This is a genomic window from Xenorhabdus griffiniae, assembly GCF_015163655.1.
Taxonomy (GTDB): Bacteria; Pseudomonadota; Gammaproteobacteria; order Enterobacterales; family Enterobacteriaceae; genus Xenorhabdus; species Xenorhabdus griffiniae.
This window is the reverse complement of sequence record NZ_JADEUF010000239.1, coordinates 1-1,535: the sequence shown is the minus strand read 5'-3', so window position 1 is coordinate 1,535 and position 1,535 is coordinate 1. Positions and strand designations below refer to the sequence as shown.

Below are 1,535 nucleotides of genomic sequence, written 5' to 3'. Positions count from 1 at the left end.
GCATCAATTCAAGGGCGCGTTTTTGTTCTGGTGTCAGATGAATTTTCATGGTCGCAAGCATGATCGGATTAGGATAAAAAATCAAGCATCTTCAATGACGATTGGTATATAAAGTATGCAAGTGTGCAGAGAAATGCCCAAATTTTGATGAAAGGTGAATTTTTTATTTATAATCCTAGTGATGAGTTAGAAAAAATAATGACACAATTTCTTATCTCAAATTCAGATTATTAAAACTTTATTTTTTTCATTTCAATAATGTATTGGCTACCTCCCGTTAGGGAAATATTCAGGTTATAGGTGTTTGTGATAGAGAGTCCGGCCTGTTTTGCTACAGATTCAAATTCTGATTGATACCGTTCTTTACCTGATAAAAGGATATCCATATGTAAATCAAATGACTCTGCCTCTGCATCATTTTGATCTTTAAGCATATCGATAATATATAAAACGGAATCTTCACCCATTGCCTTATGGCAATTTCTGAGAATATCAATGGCTTGATTATCTGGCCAATTATGCAAAACATTTTTCATGCAATAAGCGTCATATCCTGATGGAATAGAGGAAAAGAAATCGCCATTGATAAAAGTGATTTCTTCTGATTCTCGTTCAGCAAAATCATACTGATCCATAACGTGGCATTGGATATGTGGGTAATGCATTTTTATATTTTTGGCTAAAGAGCCTTGACCTCCTCCTACATCCATGATTGAAGAAATACCATTTAGGGGAATGTGCTCAATAATATGTTTATTCATTGTGTCGGTAATTTTTGTCATTAAATGATCAAAAGTAGATTTAAGCGATTTATTATGTTCATGACTTAAATAGTCAAAAAATTTCTCTTGATGACTAAGTTCAAAAGCCGATTTACTATTTATTTTACTTAAGGATGCACTGTATTGTGACCATGCATTCCAGCTGATTGGACTTAATTCGAATTTTACATGTAGTGTTTCAAGACTGTTTGGATCACTTAGTGATGAACATTGCTCTGTAAGGTAAAATTTATCATCTTTTTTTATTAATACATTAAGAGACTGCATATAATTCAATAGCCGATGGAACCTATCTTGGGAAACATGGCATAGTTGAGCAAGCTGTTCCAGAGTCTTTCCATCTTGGGTACTTAAATATAGTGGTGCTTTGCTTTCTACAAAAGCAAACAATGCGTTAGATTTACGATAAGCAGTGGTCATTTCTGATAGCATTATTTATTTTCCTTAACATTTGTAGGTTATTTAGGTTTCAGTGAAATAAATCGAATTATAAATTTTTATAGTGTTTTGTTAAATGCTTTAGTGTGTTTAAATATGTTAATTAACATTAATAAATAATGGTTATTTGCGAAAGTGGTGTTATTTTTTAATATTGATTTTAGTATAAGATATTTTAAGGTATGGAATTGAAGTGAGAATCTCTGGTCACGTATTCAATTTGTTGTTTCTCATGTATACTCCTCACTTTTTCAGGAAATCAGATGGCAACGGTAGAAGTGAAATGTCGATTTTGTCAACAAACCGAATCGGTAA

At 32.2% G+C, this 1,535-nt stretch carries 1 protein-coding gene; it reads right to left on the bottom strand.

What is annotated here, in order from left to right:
* Positions 1–230: 230 nt before the first annotated feature.
* Positions 231–1,214, bottom strand: coding sequence for a methyltransferase (locus tag IQ211_RS19155; protein WP_189761384.1), 984 nt, complete (start codon positions 1,212–1,214; stop codon positions 231–233).
* Positions 1,215–1,535: the final 321 nt, after the last annotated feature.

Coding starts and splice junctions, on each gene's coding strand:
- IQ211_RS19155 (WP_189761384.1), bottom strand. CDS start 1,214: ATGCTATCAGAAATGACCACTGCTTATCGTAAATCTAACGCATTGTTT.